The organism is Klebsiella sp. 2680 (genome assembly GCF_900198535.1).
In the GTDB taxonomy this organism is placed as follows: domain Bacteria; phylum Pseudomonadota; class Gammaproteobacteria; order Enterobacterales; family Enterobacteriaceae; genus Klebsiella; species Klebsiella indica.
On the sequence record NZ_FZNJ01000001.1, the window covers coordinates 750,717 to 770,646 of the forward strand.

A 19,930-nucleotide genomic window follows, 5' to 3' on the forward strand; every position below is an offset into this window, starting at 1 on the left:
TGATCTGGTGGAAAAGAAAACAATGGTCACTAAATGCGCAACCACGATTAACGAATATCGCGAATCGGAGAGAGCGTCAATGCGCAAAATTCACGCCATTGTCATATTTGTGAGCTACATGAAAGTTCATTTGTACAAAAAATGTGAACCAGCACAAGTAACAATCTGACGGTACAAACAAAAATGCCGCCGCGATTTTCGTTCTCGCGGCGGCAATTGAGCATTATTAATTCTACTTATGGCAGGCGATTCAGCTCGCTGGCGATTGCGATCGCTTCCTGGCGCCAGGCCTGAGCCAAGGTCTTCACCATCGCATCGTAGCCATCCTGCTGCTGCTTAAGCTCAATATTGAACGGACGCTTAATCAGTTGCCCCTGATGCTTCAGCAGCCACTCACCGCTGACAATCACCCGGCCATCGTAACGACCATGAAAACCGCTGACGGATACATTCAGCGTATCCTGCTCGCTACCCAGCGGTTGCGAGGCAATGACCCAGCCAGGTAGCTGCTGGCTAAGATTCGCCACTAGCGTAGTAAGCAGTTGCTGATCGAGCGGGCTTGCCCACAGGTTGTTATTCGCGATCACGTACTGCACATCGGTGGTTTGATAGACCACGCCGTTGCCGGCCAGATAGTCCGGAATGCTCACCTGCTCAACCCATAGCAATTTTTTACTCTGGTGAGCCGCGCTTTGCGCCCCCCCCTGCACCACCGGAAGCTGGTAGTAGGTTTTGCTCTCACCACCGCTGCTGCATGCCGTCAGCGCACACACCGCCGCCGCTATTAGCCACTTCTTCATTATTTCGCTCCCTTCGGCTGTGGATCTTTTTTATCCCTGGCCTCGAAAACCAGCGCATTGCTCTTATCATTAAGCGTTTTCAATACCGGCTGCAGTTCACGAAGAACCTGATCGAGGCGCTGCATATCCGCAACCATCTTATTGTATGCCGCCGAACCAGGCTGGAAGCCCTGCATACTGCGGTTAAGTTCACGCAACGTATTCTGCATGTCGCCCGGCAACTGCTGCATCGACTGACTTGAGGTTATCTTGTTCAGACTATCCAGCGTCGTTTGCACGTGTTGCATAGTTTTTTCACTTTGCGCCAGCGTACTGGTCGCCTGCTCCAGCAGCGGGTTAATGGGCAGGTTGTTAATCTTATCCAGCGCCTCCATCAGACGCTGCTGGATCTGTGCCAGCCCCCCACTTACGGTCGGGATAATCGGATAGTCGCCGAACTTCTGAATCTTGCCACGTGGAGGCGCATTCTGGTAGAAGTCGAGATCGATATACAGCGCACCGGTCACCAGGTTGCCGGTTTTAAGGGAACCACGCAGACCACGATTGATCAGATCGTCGATATGCCCAGGAACATCCGGATCGCTGCCTAATTGATTGATCAGCCGCTGTGGCTCAATACGCACTTCAACCGGGATACGGTAATCATCATTTAAGCTCTGCTTCAGCCCCGGAATAAAGAATGGCACTTTACCTACCGTCCCGAGACGAATGCCGCGAAACTCAACCGGTGCGCCGGGCTGCAGACCACGAATCGAATCTTTAAAGAACATCACATAATCAATGTGTTGAGTAAAGACAGAATCCTGGATACTTCGCTGATCGTCAAACAGATGATATTCGGTTTTATTGGCCACCGGCTCACCCAGAGGTAATCCTTCCGGCACATCAAAGCTGACCCCACCGCCAAATAGCGTCGACAAGGACCCCATTTCAACGCGCATTCCCGCGGCGGTCAGGTCCACGGCGATGCCGCTGTCTTTCCAGAAGCGCACGTTGTTGGTCACCAGACGATCGTTTGGCGCGCTGATAAACAGCTGATAGGTAATTTTGCGTTTTTGCGCATCAAAGGTACTGGTTTCAACGGAACCTACGCGATAACCGCGGAAAAGCACCGGATCGCCAGGTGACAGCTGACCGGCTTTACTGCTTTCCAGCAAGATACGAATACCTTTTGCATCCGGCGAAGCCAGCGGCGGCGAATCCAGCAGCGGATATTGCGCGGGCGCGGCTCCCTTCGTTCCTGGTTGCAGTTCAATATAGGCACCGGATAATAATGTTCCCAGACCGCTGATCCCTTCACGGCCAACCTGCGGCTTAACCACCCAAAATACTGAATCCTGATGCAACAATTTTTCCATGCCTGAATTCAGCCGGGCTTTTATTTCTACGTGGGTCAGATCGTCGGTCAGCGTGGCGCTTTCAATCACACCAACGTCAACGCTGCGACTCTTAATCCGGGTTTTTCCCCCTTCAATACCTTCAGCATTGGTGGTAATCAGGGTCACTTCCGGCCCCTGATGGCTGTAGTGATAAAAAAGGATCCATGCGCCAATAAGCGCAGTGACTATCGGGAAGATCCACACCGGTGACCAGTTCTTCACCTTTTGCACTTTCGCTTCTCCGCTCTTATTTTCCATGCTGTAGTCTTTCCTCATGGCTTGAATCTGGCTCACGATCCCACAATAAACGAGGGTCAAACGTCATGGCCGAAAACATTGTCATAACAACGACCAGCGCAAACATCACCGCCCCTATCGCCGGATAGATATTCATTAAACCGCCTATCCGCACCAGAGCTGAGAGTACTGCGATGACAAAAACATCAATCATTGACCACCGGCCAACAAATTCGACAACTTCATAAATCAGATGCATGCGCTCTGAATCGCGCTCACCTTTGCCGCTGGCGTTCCAGCACAGCCAGCCGATCGCGATCATTTTTAACGTTGGCACCATAATACTGGCGATAAATATCACCATCGCCACCGGATACGATCCTTCACTCCACAGCAGGATCACCCCAGCCATAATGGTGGAAGGCATCTTATCGCCCAGCAGATCGGTAATCATGATCGGCAGAATATTGGCGGGCATATAGAGGATCAGCGAAGTCACCAACAGCGCCAGCGTCCACTGCAGGCTGTTTTTACGCCGGGCCGTTCCCTTTGTATGACAACGCGGGCATACGGCTTCATCCACGGGCAACACCGCCGTACAGCACGAACATGAACGTAACCCCTGTCGTAAGCCAGAAACGCCAACTTTCAGCGGCTGCTTAATCGGCGGCATTGGTGCAATGTCATCCCAGAGCCAACGGCGGTCCACACACTGAAATGTTCTCAGTTGTAGTATGCAGAACATACACCAGGGAACAAAACTCAGGCCGATACCGATATCGCCGTAGGCCATCAGTTTAACGAAGCTGACCAGCACCCCGGCGAGAAAGATTTCCGCCATTCCCCAGGTTTTAAGATGAAACAGGATCCGCGCCAGAAACGCTTTCAGCCCGGAAGGCATGCGCACCCGGTTTACCAGCAGCAGTATGGTGATCAGACAAAAAGCCGGCACCAACTGCACAAAGAGTAAAAAGAAGGTCCCCAGACTGGCGTAATCCTCGGAAAACAACACATTGGGAATTTCCAGCATCTCTATTTCGCTACTGATCCCGCCAACCTTCATGTAAATAAAGGGAAACAGATTTGCCAGCAGCAGCATAAACAACGCAACCAACGCATAGGCCGTGGGACGCTGCCGGGGCGCATCCCAGGAAGTCGTTAATGTTGTTCCGCAGCGCGGACATGCAGCTTTCTGGCGATGCTCCAGCAGCGGCAGGGCCACCAGCAAATCACATTGTCGACACAGGATATGCCGTGCAGCATGATGATGATCGCACATGAAAACTCCTCTGCTTAAGCGCCGTTTTTTAAACCTTCGAGGTATTCCCAGCGTTCGAAGGCAGCTTCCAGCGCCTGCTCCGCGTCACTTAACTGAGTCAGCACCTGTTGCGTATGGTCATGCGGCTGACCAAAGAAAGAAGGATCGGCCACCTGTTCCTGCAAATTCTGCAAACTGGCTTCCAGCGCTTCCAGCTTTTGCGGCAACTGCTCCAGTTCGCGCTGCAGGTTATAGCTTAATTTGTTAGCGGTACGCTTGACACTTTCTGCTTTCGGTTGCGCTTCAACGGCCTTTTTGGCAACCGGCTGCTTTTGCGCCAGATACTGCGCTTGCTGACCGCGGGCATCATGATAGCCGCCGATATATTGGCCAATTTGCCCGGCGCCCTCGAAGATCCAGCATTCAGTGACGGTGTTATCAACAAACTGACGGTCGTGGCTAACCAGCATCACTGTACCCTGATAACCATCAACGAGCTCTTCCAGCAGTTCCAGGGTTTCAACATCCAGATCGTTTGTCGGTTCATCGAGAATCAACAGGTTGCTGGGTTTAAGGAACAGACGCGCCAGCAGCAGACGGTTACGTTCACCGCCGGAGAGCGCCCGTACCGGCGTCATCGCGCGTTTCGGATGGAACATAAAATCCTGCAGGTAACCCAGAACGTGGCGCGGCTTGCCGTTCACCATCACTTCCTGCTTCCCTTCAGCAAGGTTGTCCATCACCGTTTTATCCGGGTCAAGCTCCGCGCGGTGCTGGTCGAAATAGGCGACTTCCAGCTTCGTGCCCACGTGGATCCGCCCGCTATCCGCCTTTAGTTGCCCAAGCATCAGCTTCAGCAGCGTGGTTTTACCGCAGCCATTCGGGCCAATCAGCGCAATCTTGTCGCCACGCTGGATCTGAGCGGTAAAATCTTTCACCAGCACCTTACCATCAACCTGGTAGTTAACGTTCTCCAGCTCGAAGACAATTTTGCCCGAACGCGCCGCCTCTTCGACCTGCATCTTCGCGCTGCCCATCACTTCACGGCGTTCGTTGCGCTCGCGACGCATCGCTTTAAGGGCGCGCACACGGCCTTCATTACGGGTACGGCGGGCTTTGATCCCCTGACGGATCCACACTTCCTCCTGCGCCAGTTTGCGATCGAACTCCGCATTCTGTAACTCTTCTACGCGCAGCGCTTCTTCTTTATCCAGCAGATACTGATCGTAGTTCCCCGGATAAGTCACCAGCTTACCGCGATCGAGATCGACAATCCGCGTCGCCATATTGCGAATAAAGGAACGGTCATGTGAGATGAAAATAATGGTGCCTTTGAACATCTTCAGGAACCCTTCCAGCCAGTCGATAGTTTCAATATCAAGGTGGTTGGTCGGTTCATCAAGCAGTAGCACGCGCGGCCCGCTAACCAACGCGCGGCCAAGCGCCGCTTTACGCAGCCAGCCGCCGGAAAGCGAGGAGAGTTCGGCGTTGGGATCCAGGCTTAGCTGCTCCAGCACCTCATTAATTCGGCTATCCAGTTGCCACAGTCCTAAATTGTCGAGTTGCTCTTGCAAACGCGCCAGTTCGTTCAGGTTTTTGTCGCTCGGATCAGTCATCACCAGTTGCGAAACATCGTGATAGTCTTTGAGCAAGGCCGCCTGTTCGGCAATACCTTCCGCGACAAAATCATAAACGGTTCCGGTGACATCACGCGGCGGATCCTGCTGCAAACGCGCAACCACCAGATCCTGTTCATAGATGATGCGACCATCATCAAGACCCTGCTCACGGTTAAGGATCTTCATCAAGGTTGATTTGCCCGCGCCGTTACGCCCGACCAGGCACACCCGTTCGTTATCTTCGATATGCAGTTCTGCATTATCCAGCAGCGGCGCATCGCTGAAAGAGAGCCAGGCGCCGTGCATACTAATTAATGACATTATTTATTCCTTCAGGCTGCGGTAATCAGCCAGCAGTTGTGGATCTGACGATTGCGGGCAAAATCCAGAGACAGGGTTTTTTGCGTGATCTCCTGCGCCTTCAGGCCCAGTTGCGCCAGCCCGTCATGATCCATACGGAAACCGCGTTTGTTATTCGAGAACATAATCGTGCCGCCTTTACGCAGCAGACGTTTTAAATCGGTCATCAGACGCAAATGATCCCGTTGCACATCAAACGCGTCGTCCATACGTTTGGAGTTGGAAAAAGTCGGTGGATCGATAAAAATCAGATCAAACTGCTCGGTCGTCTCCCGCAGCCAGCCCAGCACATCAGCCTGCATCAAACGATGCGCGCGTCCGGTTAAACCGTTAAGCCGCAGATTGCGCTCAGCCCACTCAAGGTAAGTGCGTGACATATCAACCGTGGTCGTGGAACGTGCGCCGCCAAGACCCGCGTGAACGCTGGCGCTGCCGGTGTAGGAGAAAAGATTGAGGAAGTCTTTGCCTTTACTCATCTGTCCCAGCGTACGACGGGCAATGCGGTGATCGAGAAACAGTCCGGTATCCAGATAGTCTGTCAGGTTCACCCACAGGCGGGCGTCATACTCCCGGACCGTAATGAATTCTCCCTTCTCAGCCATTTTCTGATACTGGTTTTTCCCTTTCTGTCGTTCGCGGGTTTTCAGCACCAGCTTATTCGGCGCAATACCCAGCACAGCAATAGTGGCGGCGATGATATCAAACAGGCGCTGACGCGCTTTATGCGCATCTACGGTTTTCGGCGGCGCATACTCTTGCACCACCACCCAGTCACCATAACGGTCGATAGCCACGTTATATTCCGGCAGATCGGCATCATACAGGCGATAGCATTCAATCCCTTCCTGACGCGCCCATTTTTCAAATTTTTTCAGATTCTTACGCAGACGGTTAGCGAAATCTTCCGCCATCATCGTCGTTTTTCCACCTTCATTTTCTGCAAGGTGATAGTTTTTCTGCACGCAGTCCAGCGGGCCGTTCTTCGCTTTAAACTGTTTATCCGCCCGTAATTGCAGACAACTCAGCAGATCCGGCGAGGCGCTGAACAGCGACAGATTCCAGCCGCCAAACTGATTTTTCATCGTCCGGCCCAGCAGGCCATGCAGAGCAATCAGCGCCGGTTCACTCTCCAGACGCTCGCCATACGGCGGGTTGCTGATCACAGTACCGTATGGACCTTTCGGCAAAGGATTGCTCAGTTGAGCGACATCTTTAACGTCAAAGGTAATCAGTTCACCAATACCAGCACGGCGGGCGTTACGCTGCGCACGTTCGATAACCCGCGCGTCGACATCAGACCCGTAAAAGCGCGACGCATACCCCGCAAGACCCTGACGGGCGCGAGTTTGCGCGTCGGCTTTCACCTCTTTCCAGATAACCTCATCGTGCTGCGCCCAGCCGCCGAAGCCCCAATGACGACGATGCAAACCTGGCGCCCGATCGGTCGCCAGCATCGCAGCTTCGATCAGTAAAGTACCGGAGCCGCACATCGGATCGAGCAGCGGCGTACCCGCAGCCCAGCCGGAACGCATTACAATCGCCGCGGCAAGGTTTTCTTTGATCGGCGCCATTCCGGTACTATCCCGGTAACCACGCAGGTGCAGGCCCTCACCACTAAGATCCAGTGAAATATGGGCCGTTTCTTTATTCAGCCAGACGTTAATGCGGAGGTCGGGATTATCGCGATCGACATTGGGCCGCGGAAGATTTTTACGCGTGAAACTATCGACGATCGCATCTTTTACCTTTAGCGCGCCATACTGGCTGTTGCGAATTTCGTCGTTCAGCCCACTAAAATGCACGGCAAACGTTGCCCCGGGGTTGAACATCTCCGTCCAGGGTATCGCCTGGACGCCAAGGTAAAGATCCAGATCGCTGTATACATTACACTGGCTCAGCGGCAACATAATCCGTGAAGCCAGCCGACTCCACATCAGGCTTTGATACAGCAAGCGTGTATCCCCCTGAAAATGGACCCCGCCCTGGACCACCTGACACGCCACCGCACCAAGGCCTTCCAGTTCAGATTTTAACAGCTCTTCCAGCCCACGAGCCGTACTGGCAAACAGAGAATTCATATCGTCACTTTTACTAAAAGAAAATTGGTGCGCATTATAGCCAATATGTGCCCTATGTCATAAAGTTAAAGGCTTATTTTTACAGCCTGGGGCAGAGTATGGTAACGCTTTCGCGACTTTTTATTCATCCTGTTAAATCAATGCGAGGACTTGGCCTCAGCCACGCTTATGCTGATATCAGTGGGCTGGCTTTTGATCGCATATTTATGGTGACGGAAACCGATGGCACCTTCATTACTGCCCGTCAGTTCCCGCAAATGGTCAGGTTTACCCCCGCGCTGCGCCATGATGGTCTTCACCTGACCGCGCCAGACGGCAGCAGCGCACTGGTTCGCTTCAGTGACTTTGCTCCGCAACAGGAAGCAACTGAAGTCTGGGGCAACCACTTTACCGCCCTGATTGCGCCATCCCCGATTAATCAATGGCTAAGCGGTTTCTTTAACCGCAGCGTCCAGCTTCGCTGGCTGGGGCCGCAGCTAAGCCGTCGGGTGAAGCACCATGACGCCGTCCCCCTCTCCTTCGCAGACGGTTTTCCCTACCTTCTGGCCAATGAAGCCTCGCTGCGCGACCTGCAAAACCGTTGTCCGGCCAGCGTAAGCATAGAACAATTTCGCCCGAATCTGCTGGTCACCGGTGCAACAGCCTGGGAAGAAGATAGCTGGAAAGTGGTCCGTATCGGCGAGGTTGTTTTTGATGTCGCCAAACCGTGCAGCCGCTGCGTGTTTACGACCGTCAGCCCGGAGCGTGGGCAAAAGCATCCTTCAGGCGAACCGTTAACTACGCTACAAGGGTTTCGCACGGCGCTGGATAGCGGTGATGTCGATTTTGGTCAGAACCTGATCGCGCGTAATAGTGGTGTGGTGCGGGTTGGTGATGAGTTAGAGGTGCTGGTTCACGGCCCGGCTAAAGCTTACGGTGCGGGCGATAGCGATAACCTATTGACGCCCAAAGCCCAACAGAGCGCAACGGTGGCGATTGCATGGCAGGGGCTGAGTTTCACCGGTAACAATCAGCAAATCTTGCTTGAGCAACTGGAACAACAGGGTATTCGCATTCCTTACTCCTGCCGCGCGGGAATTTGCGGTAGCTGTCGTATTCGGCTGGAAGAAGGCGAAGTCAGCGCGCTGAAGAAAAACGCAGTGGCCGCTGATGGTACGATTCTGTGCTGCAGTTGCGTGCCGAAAACTGCCCTGCGGCTGGCGCCTTAAACCGCTTGTCCCAGGCTGTAGCTCACGCCTCCGGGCACCGGTAGCAGACGGTCGTTCATAATTTTAATTACATCGCCGAGCTGCATGACTCGCCCGGCAAGCGTCAGACTTGGCTGTGCTAACAGGCACAGCGCCGCGTTCTCGCCGGGCTCAACGACCAGCAGATTGACCTGCTGACCGGTATCGCTCAGCCAGGCGCTGGCCGCATCACCGGTAGCGGGCTGCCAGCTCTCTGCGTGAGTTGTGAAATGCCAGCTTTTCGGCATTTGCGGTTTAAGAAAGCGAACGGCGACCAGCGCATTAAGGACTAATTCAGCGCGCTGTTCTTTGGATAATTCAAAGTCGCGACATTTCTCTTCAAATGAAAAATAGAGTGCGGCATCATCCACGCAAAATCCGCAAGGGACAAAAGCGTCAGGCGTCAACATTCGGCGCGGGAAGCGCGACCTGAATAACATACCATTAGCCAGGTCAAGCATCATGCGGTCATGTTCTTCGTCGTAATACCAACGCCAGTTATCGTCAGGTTTAATCCGCATTTATCCCCCCGTCCTCTTTCACTTCCATCGCGAATAACATGTAAATTGCTACAGAATATTCCCAAAATTAAGAAAAGACTAAAATGTTTAAATAAGCAACAATGAAAGAATATAAAACAACCAGGGCTATAAATAAAGCCCTGGTGAAGTATCAGTAGAAGAAAAGATTAGATATGAGTAACAATTTCTTTAATCAGCGGCGGGCCTTTAAAAATGAATCCGGAATAAATCTGCAGCAGCGTCGCGCCAGCAGCTATCTTTTCCCGTGCCGCAATCACTGAATCAATACCACCAACGCCAATAATTGGCAGGCGGCCATTTAATTCCGCAGACAGCAGGCGAATAATTTCGGTACTCTTCAATTGCAAAGGACGTCCACTAAGTCCACCGGTTTCATCGCAATGTTTCATACCCTGAACCAGCGATCGATCCAATGTGGTATTGGTGGCAATCACACCATCAATATTATGCCGGACTAAACTGTCGGCAACCTGGATCAATTCTTCGGTGGAAAGATCCGGCGCGATCTTTACCGCCACCGGGACATATTTCTGATGCTTCTCCTGCAGCTCACATTGCTTATTTTTAATCGCCGAAAGCAAATCATCCAGCGCATCGCCGTATTGTAAAGTGCGCAGGCCTGGCGTATTCGGCGAGGAGATATTAATGGCAATATATCCGGCGTAAGCATAGATTTTTTCCATACATATCAGATAATCATCTTTGCCTTGCTCAACCGGGGTATCTTTATTTTTACCGATATTAATTCCCAGAACGCCATCAAAATGCGCCTTTTTTACGTTCTCAACCAGGTTATCAACCCCGTGGTTATTAAAGCCCATGCGGTTGATCAAACCTTCGGCATCGACCAGACGGAAGATCCTTGGCTTATCGTTACCCGGCTGCTGGCGCGGCGTCACGGTACCAATTTCGATTGAACCAAAACCCATTGCTCCGAGCGCATCAATACACTCGCCATTTTTATCCAGCCCGGCAGCCAGACCCAGCGGGTTCTTAAATTTGAGTCCCATACAGGTCACCGGCTTTGCAGGCACTTTTTGCCGCACCAACATTTCCAGTGGGGTTCCCGTAATACGGCGTAATTGTTGAAAGGTCACTTCATGAGCGCGCTCAGGATCGAGCTGAAAAAGGGCTTTACGAACGAAGGGGTAGTACATGAACTCTCCTGGATTCCCGGTGTGCAAACCGGGGGCGTATTATGTGCTATCCATCGCGGAAAGGGAATTGACCTGTGACAAAAAATCACCGGTCTGACGCAAACGTTTACTTTTACCACTTGTGTGACACCAGCAAAACGCACTCAGGCGCTGCTGGCGCGACACTGACGGAATTACCGTTTAACCGCCCGGATAAGGCCAGTGACGCCTTATCCGGGAATTACCCCAGCCTTACGCCAGCGCTTTACTGATTTTCTCGAACAGATCGCCGGAGAGATTCTCCAGCCCCTTCAGTTGCTCCAGCGCCGCACGCATCAGCGCCTGCCGCTTCTCATCATAGCGTTTCAGACGAATCAGCGGCTCAATCAGACGCGAAGCGACCTGCGGGTTACGGCTGTTCAGTTCGGTCAGCATCTCCACCAGGAACTGATAACCGCTACCGTCTTCAGCATGGAATGCCGACGGGTTACTGCTGGCAAAAGCGCCAATCAGGGAACGGACACGGTTCGGGTTACTCATGCTGAACGATCGATGATTCAGCAAACCGCGTACCACCTCCAGCACATTCTCTGCCGGGCTGGTGGACTGCAGGATAAACCATTTATCCATGACCAGACCGTCCTGATGCCATTTATCGTCATATTCCTGCATCAGTGCATCACGACACGGCAGTTGTGCCGCCACGGCAGCCCCCAACGCCGCCAGCGCATCTGTCATATTATCAGCATGATGATATTGTGCGCGCACCAGTTTATCCGCCAGTTCCGCATCACCAAATGCCAGATAGCGCAGGCAGGTGTTACGTAGAGAACGCTTACCGATGTCGGCATGTTCCACGCGATAGCTGGCAAGTTTGTTGGCGTTGTACACCACCAGGAACTCGTCGGCCAGTTCGTTCGCCAGTGTACGAGTGAGCGCGTCACGTACTGCGGCGATAGCGATCGGATCGATAATCTCGAACAGTTCCGCGATTTCATTGGCTGAAGGCAGAGTCAGGATCTCGGCTGCCAGTGCCGGATCAATCGTCTCATCCAGCAGTATTGCGCGGAACGCATCGGCAACATGGATCGGCAGCGACAGCGGTTGTCCCTGCTGGTGACGGTTGACGTTGAGCTTGATGTAGGTCGCCAGCAGGCTCTGCGCCGCATCCCAGCGAGAAAAATCGTTACGGGCGTGACGCATCAGGAAGGTGAGTTGCTGATCGCTCCACTTATATTCCAGTTTCACCGGCGCGGAGAATTCGCAAAGCAACGCCGGTACCGGCTGGAAGTAGACATTGTCAAAAACAAAGGTCTGCTCCGCCTGGGTTACATTCAGCACCTGATGCACCGGATGACCGCCCTTCTGCAACGGAATCACGTTGCCTTCGTTATCGTACAGCTCAATATCGAACGGGATGTGCAGCGGCAACTTCTCCGGCTGTTCCGCAGTCGGCAAAGTACGCTGGCTGATGGTCAGCGTGTACTGTTCCGTTTCCGGGTTATAGTCGTCATGCACGGTGACAATCGGCGTACCGGACTGGCTGTACCAGCGACGGAAGTGGGACAGGTCGACGTTAGAGGCATCCTCCATCGCCTGGACAAAATCGTCGCAGGTGGCGGCGCTACCGTCGTGGCGTTCAAAATAGAGCTGCATCCCTTTCTGGAAATTCTCTTCTCCCAGCAGGGTATGCAACATACGGATCACTTCCGCCCCCTTCTCATACACCGTCAGGGTGTAGAAGTTGTTCATTTCGATGACCTTCTCCGGGCGAATCGGATGCGCCATCGGGCTGGCGTCTTCGGCGAACTGCAGGCCGCGCATAGTACGCACATTGTTGATGCGGTTGACCGCCCGTGAGCCGAGATCGGAACTAAATTCCTGATCGCGGAAAACGGTCAGACCTTCTTTCAGACTGAGCTGGAACCAGTCGCGGCAGGTGACGCGGTTACCTGTCCAGTTATGAAAATATTCGTGTCCAATAACGCGCTCGATATCAAGGTAGTCTTTATCGGTTGCGGTATCGGTACGCGCCAGTACATATTTAGAGTTAAAGACGTTAAGGCCTTTATTCTCCATCGCCCCCATGTTGAAGAAGTCAACGGCGACGATCATATAGATGTCGAGATCATATTCGAGACCAAAGCGCGTTTCGTCCCACTTCATCGAATTTTGCAGCGAGGTCATTGCCCACGGCGCACGGTCAAGGTTGCCGCGGTCAACGTACAGCTCCAGCGCCACTTCACGCCCTGAGCGAGTGATGAATGTGTCGCGCAGGACGTCGAAATCACCGGCCACCAGCGCAAACAGATAGCACGGTTTAGGGAACGGATCCTGCCACTGGATCCAGTGGCGGCCCCCCTCCAGTTCCCCCTGCGCCACACGGTTGCCATTAGAGAGCAGGAACGGATATTTGGCTTTATCGGCAATGATTTTAGTGGTGAAGCGCGCCAGAACATCCGGGCGGTCCAGATACCAGGTAATATGGCGGAAACCTTCCGCTTCACACTGCGTACACAGCGCTTCGCCTGACTGATACAGCCCTTCCAACGCGGTATTGGCCGCCGGGCTAATCTCATTAACAATAGTCAGAGTGAAATGTTCCGGCAATCCGCTAATGACCAGATGGTTATTTTCTTCTTTATAGTCACTCCACGCTTGACCATCAATCCGCAGAGAAATTAACGTCAGGTCTTCGCCATCAAGACGCAATGGCACATCAGACGTAGCCGCATGGCGTGAGACCTTGCTCTCAGCCGTAACAATGGTTTTTGCGGCATCCAGGTCAAAGGTCAAATCGATATCGCTAATCAGATACTCCGGCGCACGATAGTCGTGGCGGTATTTGGCTTGGGGCTGTTGTGTCATAAAAAACCTTTCGCATCTCCTGTAAAGTGTCGACCCAGTCTATTCCTGTTGCGCAATTCTCGCTATGCAGAATCTTCATCTTTTCAATGCTAAACATGAAAATCGCCACATTCTGATAACATTAGTGGCACGAAATGCACTCGACCCGACGCAAAGCTTGTGGTGTTATCCGTGTTCAATATATTAAACTAGACCTCGCAAATGACCGTCAGCGTCGCTATCGACCGTCGCCGCGGGACAGAGTCGGGTAATACAGGTATACTCCGCCTCCTTTTTTACCGCTTTGGTTTTGATGGAAACGCTCCAGTGAGAGGATGCTACTGCGCACCATGACCCAATTCACTTCTCCTGTATTGCACTCGCTGCTTGATACGGATGCCTACAAGCTGCATATGCAACAGGCTGTCTTCCACCGCTACCATAATGTACAGGTTGCGGCGGAGTTCCGTTGCCGTGGGGATGATTTACTCGGCATCTATGCCGATGCGATTCGCAACCAGGTTGAGACGATGCACGACCTGAAGCTACAGGACGATGAATATCACTGGCTATCGTGCCTGCCCTTCTTTTCGCGTGACTATCTCGACTGGCTGCGCGACTTCCGCTACGACCCGCGCCAGGTATCCGTCAGTAATGACAACGGCAAGCTTAACATTCGCCTTTCCGGCCCCTGGCGCGAAGTCATCATGTGGGAAGTCCCGCTGCTGGCCATGATTAGCGAGCTGGTGCATCACTATCGTTCGCCAGAAATCCACGTTGATCTAGCGCTGGAGACCCTTGAGCATAAGCTGGCCGATTTCAACCGTCTTACGGCTGATATAGATATGTCTCGCTTCCGTTTGATGGATTTCGGCACCCGTCGCCGCTTCTCGCGTGACGTGCAGCAGACCATTGTAAAACGCCTCCAGCAGGAGCCGTGGTTCACCGGCACCAGCAACTACGACCTTGCGCGTCGCCTGAATCTGACGCCAATGGGAACCCAGGCGCACGAATGGTTCCAGGCGCATCAGCAGATCAGTCCGAGCCTGGCAGGCAGTCAGCGCGCGGCTCTCGCCGCCTGGCTGGAAGAGTATCCTGATCAGTTAGGCATCGCGCTGACCGACTGCATTACAATGGATGCCTTCCTGCGTGATTTTGGCCCGGAATTTGCCACCCGTTATCAGGGGCTGCGCCACGATTCCGGCGACCCGGTGGAATGGGGCGAGAAGGCTATCGCCCACTACAAAAAACTGGGTATCGACCCGTTAAGCAAGGTTCTGGTGTTTTCCGATAATCTCGATCTGACGAAGGCGGTCGATCTGTATCGCCACTTTTCTTCGCGGGTGAATCTGAGCTTCGGTATCGGGACCCGTTTAACCTGCGATATCCCGCAGGTTAAGCCGCTCAATATCGTCATCAAGCTGGTGGAGTGCAATGGAAAACCTGTGGCGAAGCTGTCTGACAGTCCGGGGAAAACCATCTGCCACGATAAAGCGTTCGTTCGCGCCCTGCGAAAAGCCTTTGATCTGCCGCCAGTTAAAAAAGCCAGCTAGGGCAGCGTCAGGAAAGAGATGACGGTGATGATTAAGCCTCTGTCCCAACAGCCGTAGCTGGCATCGCCAGTTTGCGCACCGCCTGTGCGCGGAAAGCAAAGCGGACACGCAGTACGTAAGGATTATGTGCTTCAGGCCACATGGAAGTGCGTTCAACACGCAACGCGTTTTTTCGGGTACAGTCCGGGGTAAAATGGCTCGTGAAACCATTCTAATGGGACAGGCCCGACATCGCTTTCTTCGATACCCTCAGGGGAAAACGGGCACTCTCGCCACTTTTATTGCTGAAACACCCCCTCTTCATACGAATTCTGCTTGTCTGATGGAAGATGGCAGGTAACATAGATATCCCCCGCTAAAAGGGGTTACAGATTTTTCTATTGGACTAAAAAGAGAGACTATTATGAGCGTTGTGCCTGTAGCCGACGTACTCCAGGGCCGCGTTGCCGTTGACAGCGAAGTCACCGTGCGCGGATGGGTGCGTACCCGCCGAGATTCTAAAGCTGGTTTTTCATTCCTCGCCGTCTATGACGGTTCCTGCTTTGATCCTGTACAGGCCGTTATTAGTAATTCTCTTCCCAATTACAAAGAAGAAGTGCTGCGCCTGACCACCGGTTGCTCGGTGATTGTGACGGGTAAAGTGGTGGCATCTCAGGGTCAGGGCCAGCGCTTTGAAATTCAGGCCAGCCATGTTGACGTCGCTGGCTGGGTGGAAGACCCGGATACCTATCCGATGGCGGCGAAACGCCACAGCATTGAGTACCTGCGTGAGGTCGCCCACCTGCGCCCGCGCACCAACCTGATTGGCGCAGTGGCGCGCGTTCGCCATACGCTGGCGCAGGCGCTGCATCGTTTCTTTGATGAGCAAGGTTTTTTCTGGGTCTCCACCCCGTTGATTACGGCCTCCGACACCGAAGGCGCAGGGGAAATGTTCCGCGTTTCGACGCTGGATCTGGAAAACCTGCCGCGCAATGACCAGGGCAAAGTCGATTTCGATAAAGATTTCTTTGGTAAAGAGTCATTCCTCACCGTTTCAGGCCAGTTAAACGGCGAAACCTACGCCTGTGCGCTGTCGAAAATCTACACTTTCGGCCCGACTTTCCGTGCCGAAAACTCCAATACCAGCCGCCATCTTGCAGAATTCTGGATGCTGGAGCCGGAAGTGGCCTTCGCCGATCTGGAAGACAACGCCCGCCTGGCGGAAGCGATGCTGAAGTATGTCTTTAAGGCGGTACTGGAAGAGCGTGCGGATGACATGCAGTTCTTTGCCGAGCGTGTCGATAAAGACGCTATCGACCGTCTGCAGCGTTTCGTTTCCGCTGATTTCGCGCAGGTGGATTACACTGATGCGGTGAGTATTCTGGAGAACTGCGGTAAGCCGTTTGAAAACCCGGTGTACTGGGGCGTCGATCTCTCTTCTGAGCATGAACGTTATCTTGCGGAAGAACATTTTAAAGCGCCGGTAGTGGTGAAAAACTACCCTAAAGAGATTAAGGCGTTCTATATGCGCCTTAATGAAGACGGCAAAACCGTCGCCGCAATGGACGTGCTGGCGCCGGGTATTGGCGAAATCATCGGCGGCTCCCAGCGCGAAGAGCGTCTGGACGTGCTGGATGCCCGTATGGCGGAAATGGGGCTGAATAAAGAAGACTACTGGTGGTACCGCGACCTGCGCCGCTACGGCACCGTACCGCACGCAGGATTCGGCCTCGGCTTCGAGCGTTTGATCGCTTATGTAACCGGCGTGCAAAACGTACGTGATGTGATTCCATTCCCGCGAACCCCACGTAACGCGACATTCTGATCCTTTTCCCGCAATAAGCACCAGGCCAGCGTGAGCTGGCCTTTTTTATGTCAATTCTCGTTAACAATTCTCAAGAATTCTAAACATCAACTATCAGGATTAACATTAATGTTACGCACTATTTCGTTCCTGACCGAAGATAAAAACCGCACTTTATGCTCATTAATTAGCAAACTCACTGAATAACTTGTTCATTTATTAACCACTCAGCGCACGCATTGCTAAAACAGACATTGAATAAAAAAAGAGCAAAATATTGACGCAAAATGCGCAAATGCTCTTTTAGGCAAATTAATCATAATTAATTCATATAGATATATAAAGCGCAGTAATTTTCACTTCAAACAGGAACGGAAAGTTGATTGAGTTCACAAAGTTCCCTAAAATACACATTTAGTTACATGATATTTCCTCTTGTTACTTATTTTAGACATTGGTAGCATTTTCAGGGTAGCGAAACGTTGTTCTGGATGGAAAGATGCCTCCAGACACCAAACTATCATCAATAGTTCTGTAAATTTTTATTGACAGAATTTATTGGCGGCAGTGGCAAGTGTTGATAAAAAAATATAAATGAGGGTAATAAATAATGATGAAGCGCAAAATTCTGGCAGCGGTAATCCCTGCCTTGTTGGTTGCCGGTGCAGCTAACGCTGCAGAAATCTATAACAAAAACGGTAACAAACTGGACTTTTACGGAAAAATGGTTGGCGAGCACGTTTGGACTACCAACGGCGACACCAGCAGCGAAGACACCACCTACGCACGTATCGGTCTGAAAGGCGAAACCCAGATCAACGATCAGTTGGTCGGTTACGGTCAGTGGGAATACAACATGGATGCGTCCAACGTTGAAGGTTCTCAGACCACCAAAACTCGTCTGGCTTTCGCAGGCTTAAAAGCGGGTGAATACGGTTCATTCGACTACGGCCGTAACTATGGCGCGATCTACGATGTTGAATCCGCAACCGATATGCTGGTTGAATGGGGTGGCGATGGCTGGAACTACACCGACAACTTCATGACTGGCCGTACCAACGGCGTGGCAACCTACCGTAACTCTGATTTCTTCGGTCTGGTTGATGGTCTGAGCTTCGCCCTGCAGTATCAGGGGAAAAATGATGCCAGCACTCGTGATGTACAGAAACAGAACGGCGACGGCTTCAGCACCGCGGCAACCTACGCATTCGAAAACGGCGTTGCGCTGTCCGCTGGCTATGCAAACTCCAATCGTAGCGGCGATCAGAAAGCTGACGGCCAGGGTAAAAAAGCGGAAGCATGGGCAACCTCTGCTAAATATGACGCCAACAACCTGTACGCTGCGGTCATGTACTCCCAGACTTACAACATGACGCCGGAAAACCAGGACACCTACTTCGCGAACAAAACCCAGAACGTAGAAGCTGTAGTTCAGTATCAGTTCGACTTCGGTCTGCGTCCGTCCATCGGTTACGTACAGACTAAAGGTAAAGACCTGCGCTCTCGCACTGGTTTCTCCGGCGGCGATGCTGACCTGGTTAAATACATCGAAGTGGGTAGCTGGTACTACTTCAACAAGAACATGAACGTCTATGCAGCGTACAAATTTAACCTGCTGGACGACAACGATTACACCCGTGCTGCCGGCGTTGCAACCGACGACCAGGCTGCTGTGGGTATCGTTTACCAGTTCTAATCTGCAGTACACCCCTTCGTGATATGCCTAAAAAGCAGGACTTCGGTCCTGCTTTTCTGCATTCCTGAGATAAAAATCGTAACTTTCGAAAACCTTCTCGCTTTTTGTCGCAAACGGTTGGCAATTTGTAGTTCTCCCGTTACCCTGATAGCGGATTTCCCTTCAGTTATCACAATGGAACCTCGTCATGTTTGAGAACATTACTGCCGCCCCTGCTGACCCTATTCTGGGCCTGGCCGATCTATTTCGTGCCGATGACCGCCCGGCAAAAATTAACCTTGGAATTGGTGTTTATAAAGATGAAACAGGTAAGACACCGATCCTGACATGCGTGAAAAAAGCAGAACAATATCTGCTGGAAAATGAAACCACCAAAAATTATTTGGGTATTGATGGTATCCCTGAATTTGGTCGCTGCACGCAGGAACTGCTGTTTGGCAAAGGAAGCGCGATTATTAATGATAAACGCGCTCGTACTGCCCAAACTCCGGGCGGTACCGGTGGTTTGCGCGTTGCGGCAGACTTCCTGGCGAAAAAAACCGACGCCAAACGCATTTGGGTCAGTAACCCGAGCTGGCCGAACCATAAAAGCGTGTTCGAATCAGCTGGGCTGGAAGTTCGCGAATACAGCTACTACGATGCAACCCACCATCAACTCGACTTCGACGGGCTGCTGGCGAGCCTGAATGAAGCGCAGGCGGGCGATGTCGTTCTGTTCCACGGCTGCTGCCATAACCCAACCGGTATCGATCCGACGCTGGAACAGTGGCAGCAGTTGGCTCAGCTTTCCGCCGGGAAAGGCTGGCTACCGCTGTTCGACTTTGCCTATCAGGGATTTGCCCGCGGTCTGGAAGAAGATGCTGAAGGTCTGCGTGCGTTCGCGGCACTGCATAAAGAACTGCTGGTCGCCAGCTCCTATTCGAAAAACTTCGGCCTGTACAACGAGCGCGTCGGCGCCTGTACGTTAGTGGCTGGCGATCAGCAAACCGTTGACCGCGCCTTCAGCCAGATGAAGTCCGTGATCCGCGCTAACTATTCTAACCCACCGGCCCACGGCGCATCGGTGGTGGCGACGGTTCTCAGCAATGATGCACTACGCGCGATCTGGGAGCAGGAACTGACCGATATGCGCCAGCGTATTCAACGCATGCGTCTGCTGTTCGTTAATACTCTGCAGGAAAAAGGCGCCAGCCGTGATTTCTCTTTCATCTCACAGCAAAACGGAATGTTCTCGTTCAGCGGTCTGAGCAAAGAGCAGGTACTGCGTCTGCGTGAAGAGTTCGCGGTTTATGCCGTCGCGTCCGGACGAATTAATGTCGCCGGTATGACCCCAGACAACATGGCTCCGCTGTGCGAAGCAATTGTCGCGGTGCTGTAACCCTCCTGTAGCGGGAAAAAACAAAGGGCCGCATCTGC

Annotated in this window: 13 protein-coding genes; 5 read left to right on the plus strand and 8 right to left on the minus strand. The window is 52.6% G+C overall.

What is annotated here, in order from left to right; translation table 11 throughout:
• Positions 1-236: 236 nt before the first annotated feature.
• Genes pqiC through rlmKL form a run of 5 tightly spaced genes read right to left on the minus strand, consistent with a single transcriptional unit; the run spans position 237 to position 7,731 of the window.
• The gene (pqiC, locus tag FN037_RS03715; RefSeq protein WP_138360497.1) at positions 237-800 is read right to left on the minus strand and encodes a membrane integrity-associated transporter subunit PqiC; all 564 of its coding nucleotides are present in this window, start codon (positions 798-800) and stop codon (positions 237-239) included.
• Complete coding sequence (gene pqiB / locus FN037_RS03720) at positions 800-2,437, minus strand: intermembrane transport protein PqiB (RefSeq protein WP_138360496.1); 1,638 nt, start codon at positions 2,435-2,437, stop codon at positions 800-802. The genes pqiC and pqiB overlap by 1 nt, the downstream gene beginning before the upstream one ends.
• Positions 2,427-3,695 (minus strand): membrane integrity-associated transporter subunit PqiA, encoded by a 1,269-nt coding sequence (gene pqiA, locus FN037_RS03725; protein ID WP_138360495.1) that lies wholly within the window; start codon positions 3,693-3,695, stop codon positions 2,427-2,429. Before pqiA ends, pqiB begins: the two co-directional genes overlap by 11 nt.
• A 14-nt stretch (positions 3,696-3,709) precedes the next feature.
• Positions 3,710-5,614, minus strand: a complete 1,905-nt coding sequence (locus FN037_RS03730; protein ID WP_138360494.1) for an ABC transporter ATP-binding protein — start codon at positions 5,612-5,614, stop codon at positions 3,710-3,712.
• A gap of 11 nt (positions 5,615-5,625) precedes the next feature.
• Positions 5,626-7,731, minus strand: a complete 2,106-nt coding sequence (gene rlmKL / locus FN037_RS03735; protein WP_142501563.1) for a bifunctional 23S rRNA (guanine(2069)-N(7))-methyltransferase RlmK/23S rRNA (guanine(2445)-N(2))-methyltransferase RlmL — start codon at positions 7,729-7,731, stop codon at positions 5,626-5,628.
• A gap of 98 nt (positions 7,732-7,829) precedes the next feature.
• On the opposite strand from rlmKL, the gene FN037_RS03740 reads away from it, so the two are divergent.
• Positions 7,830-8,939: a YcbX family protein gene (locus FN037_RS03740; protein ID WP_138360492.1), complete on the plus strand. Its 1,110-nt coding sequence runs from the start codon at positions 7,830-7,832 to the stop codon at positions 8,937-8,939.
• On the opposite strand, the gene zapC is transcribed toward FN037_RS03740, so the two are convergent.
• The 3 genes from zapC to pepN all read right to left on the minus strand — a co-directional run bounded on the left by zapC (position 8,936) and on the right by pepN (position 13,503).
• Positions 8,936-9,478, minus strand: a complete 543-nt coding sequence (gene zapC, locus FN037_RS03745; RefSeq protein ID WP_142501564.1) for a cell division protein ZapC — start codon at positions 9,476-9,478, stop codon at positions 8,936-8,938. The two genes, FN037_RS03740 and zapC, sit on opposite strands and share 4 nt — an antisense overlap.
• A 167-nt stretch (positions 9,479-9,645) precedes the next feature.
• Positions 9,646-10,656, minus strand: coding sequence for a quinone-dependent dihydroorotate dehydrogenase (gene pyrD / locus FN037_RS03750; RefSeq protein ID WP_142501565.1), 1,011 nt, complete (start codon positions 10,654-10,656; stop codon positions 9,646-9,648).
• A gap of 231 nt (positions 10,657-10,887) precedes the next feature.
• A complete protein-coding gene (gene pepN / locus FN037_RS03755; RefSeq protein ID WP_142501566.1) occupies positions 10,888-13,503 on the minus strand; it encodes an aminopeptidase N in 2,616 nt (871 codons plus the stop codon).
• A gap of 329 nt (positions 13,504-13,832) precedes the next feature.
• On the opposite strand from pepN, the gene pncB reads away from it, so the two are divergent.
• The 4 genes from pncB (at position 13,833) to FN037_RS03775 (ending at position 19,892) form a co-directional block, all read left to right on the plus strand.
• On the plus strand, positions 13,833-15,035 hold the full coding sequence (gene pncB, locus FN037_RS03760) for a nicotinate phosphoribosyltransferase (RefSeq protein WP_138360488.1): 1,203 nt from the start codon (positions 13,833-13,835) through the stop codon (positions 15,033-15,035).
• A 403-nt stretch (positions 15,036-15,438) separates the two neighbouring features.
• Positions 15,439-16,839, plus strand: coding sequence for an asparagine--tRNA ligase (gene asnS / locus FN037_RS03765; protein WP_138360487.1), 1,401 nt, complete (start codon positions 15,439-15,441; stop codon positions 16,837-16,839).
• Positions 16,840-17,428: 589 nt separating this feature from the next.
• Positions 17,429-18,514, plus strand: coding sequence for a porin (locus FN037_RS03770; RefSeq protein WP_138360486.1), 1,086 nt, complete (start codon positions 17,429-17,431; stop codon positions 18,512-18,514).
• 187 nt (positions 18,515-18,701) lie between these two features.
• Positions 18,702-19,892: an amino acid aminotransferase gene (locus FN037_RS03775; protein ID WP_138360485.1), complete on the plus strand. Its 1,191-nt coding sequence runs from the start codon at positions 18,702-18,704 to the stop codon at positions 19,890-19,892.
• Positions 19,893-19,930 lie beyond the last annotated feature (38 nt).